The 8610-nt window shown below is 62.9% G+C and carries 11 protein-coding genes; 3 read left to right on the top strand and 8 right to left on the bottom strand.

Translation table 11 applies throughout. From position 1 onward, the window contains the following. Positions 1 to 312 precede the first annotated feature (312 nt). The 8 genes from LPW29_RS14365 to LPW29_RS14400 form a co-directional block, all read right to left on the bottom strand. Positions 313 to 552, bottom strand: coding sequence for a YlcI/YnfO family protein (locus LPW29_RS14365; protein ID WP_090255070.1), 240 nt, complete (start codon positions 550 to 552; stop codon positions 313 to 315). Beyond that, on the bottom strand, positions 549 to 971 hold the full coding sequence (locus tag LPW29_RS14370; RefSeq protein ID WP_238628582.1) for a putative toxin-antitoxin system toxin component, PIN family: 423 nt from the start codon (positions 969 to 971) through the stop codon (positions 549 to 551). Before LPW29_RS14370 ends, LPW29_RS14365 begins: the two co-directional genes overlap by 4 nt. A 110-nt stretch (positions 972 to 1081) precedes the next feature. Next, on the bottom strand, positions 1082 to 1237 hold the full coding sequence (locus LPW29_RS14375; protein WP_177169967.1) for an FMN-binding protein: 156 nt from the start codon (positions 1235 to 1237) through the stop codon (positions 1082 to 1084). Between the two features lie 112 nt (positions 1238 to 1349). Further along, entirely contained in the window at positions 1350 to 1493 is a 144-nt protein-coding gene (locus LPW29_RS14380) for a hypothetical protein (protein WP_238628583.1), read from the bottom strand. Positions 1494 to 1764: 271 nt separating this feature from the next. Beyond that, positions 1765 to 2181 carry an HAD family hydrolase gene (locus tag LPW29_RS14385; protein ID WP_238628584.1) on the bottom strand — a complete coding sequence of 139 codons (417 nt, stop codon included), beginning with the start codon at positions 2179 to 2181 and terminating at the stop codon, positions 1765 to 1767. After that, positions 2154 to 2474, bottom strand: a complete 321-nt coding sequence (locus LPW29_RS14390) for a YtxH domain-containing protein (RefSeq protein WP_238628585.1) — start codon at positions 2472 to 2474, stop codon at positions 2154 to 2156. The genes LPW29_RS14385 and LPW29_RS14390 overlap by 28 nt, the downstream gene beginning before the upstream one ends. 128 nt (positions 2475 to 2602) lie before the next feature. Continuing rightward, positions 2603 to 2899, bottom strand: a complete 297-nt coding sequence (locus LPW29_RS14395; RefSeq protein WP_238628586.1) for a heavy-metal-associated domain-containing protein — start codon at positions 2897 to 2899, stop codon at positions 2603 to 2605. A gap of 216 nt (positions 2900 to 3115) precedes the next feature. Continuing rightward, on the bottom strand, positions 3116 to 4216 hold the full coding sequence (locus tag LPW29_RS14400) for a ChuX/HutX family heme-like substrate-binding protein (RefSeq protein ID WP_238628587.1): 1101 nt from the start codon (positions 4214 to 4216) through the stop codon (positions 3116 to 3118). Positions 4217 to 4564: 348 nt separating this feature from the next. On the opposite strand from LPW29_RS14400, the gene LPW29_RS14405 reads away from it, so the two are divergent. From LPW29_RS14405 to LPW29_RS14415, 3 genes are all read left to right on the top strand, one after another. Beyond that, a complete protein-coding gene (locus LPW29_RS14405; RefSeq protein ID WP_238628588.1) occupies positions 4565 to 4885 on the top strand; it encodes an antibiotic biosynthesis monooxygenase family protein in 321 nt (106 codons plus the stop codon). A gap of 129 nt (positions 4886 to 5014) precedes the next feature. Further along, entirely contained in the window at positions 5015 to 6073 is a 1059-nt protein-coding gene (locus tag LPW29_RS14410; protein WP_238628589.1) for a hypothetical protein, read from the top strand. Positions 6074 to 6267: 194 nt separating this feature from the next. Next, complete coding sequence (locus LPW29_RS14415; protein ID WP_238628590.1) at positions 6268 to 8379, top strand: TonB-dependent receptor plug domain-containing protein; 2112 nt, start codon at positions 6268 to 6270, stop codon at positions 8377 to 8379. Positions 8380 to 8610: the final 231 nt, after the last annotated feature.

Here is an 8610-nt window from a genome sequence, read left to right on the forward strand (position 1 = left end):
AATACCATAAGAGATTAATTATCATTAACTGGCCCGGAATTCCCCATGGTGTCGACACCGCTTCGCTGGGCCATCGCGGCGGTGTTCTTTGCCGGGCTGGCCGTGGGCGGCTGGCCCTGGGGACGCATGGCGCCTCGGGTGAGATCGGCCCTGGCCACCTTCGGTGCCCTGGAGGTGGCCGTTGCCCTGACCGCCCTGGGCCATTTCTTCCTCACCGACCTATACCACAGCCTGTACCCGGCGCTCTACGCCCTGGCCGGAGACCATCCAGTGGCCGACCAAGCCCTCGAGAAACGAACGCGCTTTCCGGGTTTAAACGCGTTCGTCGCCGGGCAGAGGCGGCGCGTCTGGAGTCCGGTCAAGCACGGCCAGGAAGTCTGCGCGTTGGCCTTGAGCGGCTTCTGCGCGCAGGTAGTCCAGAGTCATCACGCTGGCCATTTTTTCGGCAGCCGCGCTGGCAATGAACTGGTTGACGGACACGCCGTCGCGAGCGGCGAGTTCCTTGATTCGCGCATGTACGGAGTCGGGCAGGCGGATGGTCAGGGCGGTCATGGGAGTGTCTCCAGGTGCTTAAGGAAATGGCTGGGCCTGATGGCTTCTACGCTCAGTTCCTGCGAACGCCGAAAATCTTTGACGTTATGCGTGACGATGAAACGACTGCGGGAGGCGACCACGCATTCGAGCACCATGTCATCGTTGGGATCGCGCAAAAAGGGGCGCCAGAGATAGTGGACATCCTGCAGGCGAGACAGCGAAGCCAGATAGCGCAGAAAACCCAGCATCTGAGCATCGCTGATGCCTGGGGGGCGATGTTCCGGTCGGGTCAGCACGGACTGCAACTCCATATAGAGTGCCACGGAGAGCGCCGGGGTAAAATGCGGCGAAGGCAGATGGCGCAACAATTGGTGGCTGGCGCCCTGCTGCGAACGCGTGGCCGCAACGAGTACAGAGGTGTCGAGCACGACATTCATGGTTACGCCAGCATAACCACTTCAGCGCAATCCGCAAGCGCAGCCCTTTCCCTCACTCTGGGAAGTCAGGTGGTGCCGAACCCGGGGACAGGGGCACCACCCGCCCCTGCTCAGTAGCTGTACACGCCGCGGTTCAGGGCATCCCGTATGGCTGAAATCACCTTGGACGAACGGATGGTGGCCGACGTGAAACCGTCCACTTCCGCGTTTTCCGTCACCACCTCCCCGGGTGAGTACAACTCCGGGATGACCTCACTGGTCCGCACTCCCCAGGGGCAATCCCTCCTCGGCCAGCCGGTAATTCGTATCCCCATAGGCCAGTTGGCGGAAGCTGGCGGCGGTCACACGGTTGTTTTCCAGGGTGAGTTGCACCCCCACCTATATCTGGTCACGGTCGAAGAAACCACCCCGGTAGGTGCCATCTTCATAGACCGGTGCCTGCTCCCCCGTTTCTGAGCCCCAGCAGCCCGCCAGCATGAACGGCAGCGCAATGATCACGGGCCAATGACATCTCAATGACATGAATTTGCTCCCTTTTGCTGTGAAACAAGCAAGTCTCAGCGACAGACACTCCCTTCTCCCCCTCGGGGAGAAGGGCCGGGGATGAGGGGGTGAGGGCGGCACTGTGCCAGCCCTCGCCCCTCACCCCAACCCCTCTCCCCGCAGGGGCGAGGGGCTTGGATCGTATCGTTCATCATTGGGTGTGCCTCACCCGCCGTGATGCATGAGAGTGAGTAATAATCATTCAATAAAAAAAACACAAAAAGGCACATCTCGGTGATTCCTGGCAAGCTCAGGCTGCCCGAGCGGCCTGCCCCCGCGGCAAGCCGGCGCCGGCCAGGGCACGCAACAGAATGCCGATGGTGCTGCCATTGTGCAGCGCCGAGGCCGCCACCGGATTCAGCAACCCGAAGGCGGCAGCGGAGAGAATGCCCGTATTCAACCCCACGGTAAGCTTGAAATTGCTGTCCACCAGTCCACGCGTGGCCAGGGCCAGGGCCAGGGCCTTGGCATCGGCCACCCGGGCAATATCATCCTCCAGCAGCGTGATGTCCGCCGCCAGGCGCGCCACATCCGCCCCATGATGCATGGCCATGCCCACATGGGCCCCCGACAGGGCCGGGGCATCGTTGATGCCATCGCCCACAAAGGCGATGCGGGCACCCTCCCCCGCCAGGTTCTTCAGGGCCAGTGCCTTATCCTCGGGCATGAGCCCCGCCCGGTAGTCGTCCAGCCCCACCCGCGGATGGCGTGCACGGGTTCAACGCCGCTGAACCAGATTTCGTTCATCAGTCGTCCCCGTGACGCTCGGCGTCCAGTTAGTTCTGCCTTGATGTCGGCCATCTGCTCCTTGAGTTCTTCAACGCCGCCAGCCACGCCCGAATAGAGGTCGACTCCGGCCTTCATCAGCTTGCGACGGGTCTCCTCGTCACTGAGCACCCAGGCGGCTCCGGCACCGAAGGCCAGACAAGGCAGCCAGGCAGCCCCCCACCACCAGGCCACGAACGAAAGGATTGCCGTCGCGGGGGGGGGGTGGCAAGGGGCCTGGCATGGGCGGCGGCAGGCGCCTCAAGCGTCGATTGCCCGGCTTCAAGAGGCGCGCCCGTCAGGCTTTTCAGCATCGGCATCGATCACGGAATCGCCATCGGCCACCTTGGCGGCTTCGGCGCGCGCGAGCCGTCGACGCGCTCGGGCGGAATGGTCTCCGGGTCATAGTCCACCACGCAGGAACGGGCCAGCAGGTTGATACGCACATCGCGCACCCCGGGCAGTGATGCCAGCAGAACCTGAAGTATTTCGATCAAGGCCCCGGACGGGGACTTCTGGAGCTGAGGATCGCGAACAAGTTTCAGTCGCACGCGCCCACGCACGTGATGGGAGATCCGCACATCCTCGAGTACGGCACGCACGTCATCCAGCTGAATCATGGCGCACCCGCCAACAGGCACGGTGGCCACTCAGGAGCGCTTGCGCGCAGAGGGGAAGATCCAGGCATCAAGGTCACGCACCCATTACTCCGGGATGGCGTCACTTGGCTGGCGGCGGCTGACTGGAGTGACGTACGGTTGATCCGGCAGATCGCTCAGGATCCGTACCTCTTCATCATGACATGGCTTGCCTTGAACGCCAAGCCGGGTGCTTCATCAGTTTGCGCGCAAACCCCGGGTTCTCAGTCGGTTCGATCGCCTTCCAAAGAGCCCAGCAGATGCCGCCATCGTGCATCCTCGCCCCCCCCCCGTGGACCGATGGCCAAAGATCTGCATCAACAGGCTGCCATCGAAACCATACCACTCAAGGGAATGCACCGGGCCACGATGCGTTGGGCGACGGACCACCCACACCTCGGCGAGCCCGGCACGGCGCAGATCCAGACTGAACCGGGGATTCCTGATCCGCCACCAATCGTCGGCCTCGCGGAAGCTCCCCACATAGCCGTGATGGATCTGCACGGCACCGACACTGGCCACATGCACCTCCACCGACAAGGCCTCATCCCGGATGTATTCCAGCAGGGTGCATCCGGACTCCACCCCCACGGAGAAGGCTCGGCCCGGACCCGCCAACCGCAGGGCGTTGAGCCGCGTCATGCCGAAATGCGCCAGCAGGTCCGAAAAGTCACCCGGTTCACCCATGGCATCCCAGCGAACCCTGAGATCCACGATGTCCACCAGGGGAATGCGTCGGGCGGGCGACTGCACGACAGGCGCACAGGACAGGAATTCCGGCGTCAGCCGCGGCCCGCGAAAACGCGCTACCAGCGCGGCGAAAGCCCCCTGACTGGATTCGGAAGTGAGCTCCACGCCATGAACCTGACTGCCGTCGGCATCAAAGAAATACACCCCGCGTTCCGCCATCGGGTTATCCCGCGCAACCACGGCCAGGGCGTGATGCCAGTGGCCGAGCATCAGTCGCAGGTCCATGCCACTGCCGACCAGCCAACCCATGTCTTCGCGGACGTGCACATGGCCAAGGCTGCCCACGGTCTGATGGATGACATGGGCGTTACGGGTCACGGCCCGCACAGTGCCCAGGGATTCCTGGGCCGGGAGTAGTTCACCCCAGTTCGGCTTGAGGCGCACCAGGCCATCACCCAGTTCGCGCATGAGGAGGCGGGCATCCGACAGGCCGGTGCGACTGGCCAGGTCATGACGGGTCCGGCGCTCGTCCCGGGCGGCAGGCCCCGAGGCGGCTTGAATCCGAGCCATCGGTGTGGGCTCGGCGGACGATGAAGAGAGTACACGCATGAGAACCTCCTGACGGCCGATGGATGACGACCGGCACATTGGAAGCAGATGTGACGCACTCTGGCTGGCTGATCGATGACATCGACGGCGGGCTGAGTGGAGGATGGCGGATCCACGGATCGGACCCGACAGGAAATAACATTAATGCATTACATTCTCATTTACAACCCGACAACCGATCACCAGAAAGCCTCTTATACCCATACCCCCTTGAAAAAAATGGATGCGGGTCGCCGAAAAGAAAACAGGCCTCTTGGCGCGAATCGTAATGAGTACTATTCTTGATCAGCAGTACTGTCGGCAAGCCAACGCCGACCATCCCCAGCCATCCTTTCGGGAGACACCGCCATGATGATTGCCATGAACCGCTTCAAGGTACGCCGCGGTCACGAAACAGAATTCGAAGAGATCTGGGAGGGACGCGAGAGCCGTTTGAAAGGGGTTCCCGGGTTCATCGAGTTCAAGGTGTTGCGGGGCGCATCGTTCGACGACCACACCCTGTATTCCACCCACACCCTCTGGGCCAGCCTGGGGGATTTCGAGGCCTGGACCCAGTCTGATGCGTTTCGCGAGGCCCATCGGTCGGCCGGCAGCCGTTCCCATATCTACCTCACCGGGCCCCATCTGGAATGCTTTGAGGTACTCCAGTCCATGGCTGCGGACACCTGATCACCGGGACCGCCCCCATTGAACACTTCCGATGCGTCCGTTCGTCGGAAACACCACGATGGGACTATGCCTTTTAAATGAGAATGATTATTATTAGCTAGACGGCATATTCACCCTTCGGAGGTTCCCATGCACGCAGCAGAGTTTCTGCCCCAGCGCCACGCCCGGCTTTCCACCTTCCATTCGCCCCAGGCCCGCCCCTATCTGGACAGCCGCCATATGGGCCTGACCGAATCCCAGCAACTCGAGCTGGCCTGCGGCCGAAGGGTGCATCGGCTGCGCCAGGACTGGCTTCATCTTATCTATAACCTGCGCAAGCATCCCTGGCTTCGCTGCACCACATCGGCGCCTGGCGTTGAGCTGGATCAGCCGCTGAATGCGGATCAGGCCAGCACCATGGAAAATACACTGTTCCTGCGCGGCTATCGCCAATCCCTGGCGCTCAATCTCGATCACTGGCGCAGCGGCTTCGTGATGAACGGGGAAACCGCCGGGCAATCGGTACCCGAATCCATGCGCTTCTTCAACGAATTCGGTGAGCGGATATTCACCCTCCAGGCCGCATCCCCGCGGGGGCTCGACCCCACTCTGATCCAGCCCTTCATGGATCCTCATCAGGGACGCGAGAAGACCCATGTCCCCACCCCACCCCATTGGCATGCAGACCCCAAAAGCCACCCACTGGATCGGCTGGATCGGGAATCCCTGCGGATCTGGTGGCAACTGCCCACGGACTTTCCCGCAGAGTGCATACCAGGCCTGCCCGAATTATCGCGAACGCAAATGCTGGAAACCCTGGGCCGGGAGTTCGCCCTGCGTACCGGCGTGAACGCCCTGCATCTGCTGGCCGAGTCGCTCAACGAACAGACACACCTGCCGCTGCGCGTATCGGTATCCAACGGGGCCGTCACCCAACGCCACGCTAGCGACCACATCGAGGCCAACGTCCGCACCAATGTCCTGGAGATGGAGCAGGGGCCGGCCCGGGCACGGCTGGAACTGCAATCGGTGGAAACCGTCTGGGTCGTTCGCAAACCCGGCTACCGAGGTTTTACCCTGGCCATCGAGTGTCACGACCGTCATGGCAGACTGCTGATGAGCATCGATGATCAGGCTACCTCAGCCCACCCCTGGAACGACTGGCCCAGCCTCCTCCGGACCATGCAGCCGGCCATCACCGCCTGGTAGATCCCGCCTCTGCCTGAACCCCGCCCTCGGGGCGGGGCGCGCCTCCCATCCGCTCAGGCGGACGAGTTTTCCGCCGTCAGCGCTGAATGCAGATCAGTATTTTCGAACATTCTCACCTCCATAAAGTTATGATATAACTTATCTTTACTCAAGAGATCATCACCCTACACGTCACGAGGCAAGGAGGTTTCCCCATGCGCCCAGTACCCATGCTCGCCCTGCTCTCCACACTGCCGGGCCTGGCTCTGGCCGATGTACCCGCCGTGGTGCTGGAGGAAGTCACCGTCACCTCGGCCACCCGCACGGATCGCGCACGGGACGCGAGCCCGGTGGCCGTGGAGGTGGCCACCGAGCAGGAGATCCGCAAGCGGGGGGCGGTCACTCTGCGGGATGTCCTCCTCAATACACCGGGGGTGTTCGTCAATCCGGGTCGGGGCGACATTTCCATCCGCGGCGCCGGCGCCAAGGGCACCCTGCTGCTGGTGGACGGGCGGCGCCTGGCGGGGGAAGCCGGCATGGGGTTTGAGCTGGACCGCATTCCGGCGGGCAGCATCGAGCGCATCGAGGTGGTCAAGGGCCCCATGGGGGTACTCTACGGCTCCGATGCGCTGGGCGGCATCATCAACATCATCACCAAACAGCCGCAGGATGGCCTGGAGGGGATGGTCAGCACCAGCGTGGGTGCCACGGCCTCGGGGGATGCCGAGCGCTACGAGGTGCAGGGAGACATCCGGGGGCGACGGGGCGATACCGGCTTCAGCGCCTGGTTCAATGCCAGCCGGCAAGGGGAATACTCGGAAACCGGCACGGCCCGGGTGATGGTCCCTCGCGGGGGTGGACAGCAGGGAGCGGCTCCGCCTTCTCAATCCAATATCAACGACTTCAGAAACAACCTGGCGGACACCTATCGAGTGGACGTGAGCTACCGGGAACCCACCGATCTGCTCAGCGTGGGTGGTCGGCTCACCCAGCGTCTGCATGAGCGCCTGGAGCTGGGGATGGATGTGAGCTACCTGCGCGAGACGCGGGATGCCCGCTTCGTGGGCAACATGCATCCCTCCAATTACACCCTGCCCAACGGGCAGACCGCACCGGTGCGCAATGCGCCGGTGGAAAACGATTGGGAGAACGACCGTCTGGATGTGGCCCTGCGGGGACGACTGGAACCCACCGACACCCTGCAACTGGACTGGCGCAGCCACCGCTCACGGTATAACAAGGACGAGGCCATCACGTCACCCATCTGGAATGACCTGGGTTACACGTCGCAGGGGGCGTCGGCCTCCGTGTCGGGCACCGGCGAGGTCACCGTGCATGGTCATGAACTGACCGGCACCTGGCGGCCCGCCGAGGCCCATACGGTGCTGGCCGGCGCGGAATACCGCGACGAAAAACGCTCCGCCCCCTTCTTCAATCCGGACAACATCCAGGAGAGCCGAGATTACTGGTTCCGCTCCCTGTTTGCTCAGCACGAGTGGCGTCTTTCACCTCATGCCGAGATCATTTATGGCCTTCGCCATGATGACCCCTCCCAGTCGAAATCAGCCAACAGCGGCAGCATGGGGCTGCAGTACATCATCCATCCCCAGGCACGCCTGCGCATCAACTACGCCGAGGGCTTCCGCATTGCCGACCTGCCGGAAACTTTCCTGAACCGCGAGACGCCCCGCGGTCGACTGGCCGGCGCCTCCGTGACCGATCCGGCCCTTGGCAAGGAGGCCTTCGAACTGGATCCGGAGCGCAGCGAGAACATCGAAGTGGGCATCAGTGGCCAGGGACAAGGCTGGCGTTATGACATTGCCGTGTTCCAGAGCACCATCGAGGACCGCATCGAACGCACGGTGGAGGCCCCGCGGGGCATTACCTATACCACCTTCCGCAATATCAGCGAGGCCCGCATTCGCGGCCTGGAACTGGGCACAAGCTACCGCTTCTCACCGGCATGGACAGTGAGTGCTTCTGCCGGTCTGCTGGAGACCGAAAATCGAGAGACGGGGGAGAAACTGGAGTTCGAGCCCGATCTTCAGGCCCGGATCGAGGTGGACTGGCGCCCCGCGGCAGCCTGGGAGTTGAACCTGGCGGTGCGCCACACGGGCAGCCAGCGCTATACCGACACACCAGGCGAGCCCCTGGCCCGAGTGGACCCGTACACCCTGACGGATCTGCGCGTGAGCTACATGCCTCCGGCCCTGGAACGGGTGGATATCTTCGGTGGGGTGGAGAACCTCTTCGATACACGGGTGGACACGGCAGTGGGCAGCGACCCAGGCCCCTTTGGCTACGTTGGGGTGCGGTATTTCTATTGATCACCACCAAGGATGGACGGCTGTGCCGGCGGGCGCCAGTTACGCACCTTCGATCCTCTGCCCGCTCCCACACAGGAAGGTTCCATGGAGCACCACTGCTCCTTCAAGCCCCCCATACCCGGATGCAGCGCTCTTCCACGGTCCGCTCCATCTCCCAGATCCGCTGCTCCCAGGTCACTTCGGGATCACGATTGAAGATCACCAGGTGGGCCTCGTCAGCACCCACCTGGC

Source organism: Ectothiorhodospira sp. 9100 (genome assembly GCF_022227565.1).
In the GTDB taxonomy this organism is placed as follows: domain Bacteria; phylum Pseudomonadota; class Gammaproteobacteria; order Ectothiorhodospirales; family Ectothiorhodospiraceae; genus Ectothiorhodospira; species Ectothiorhodospira marina.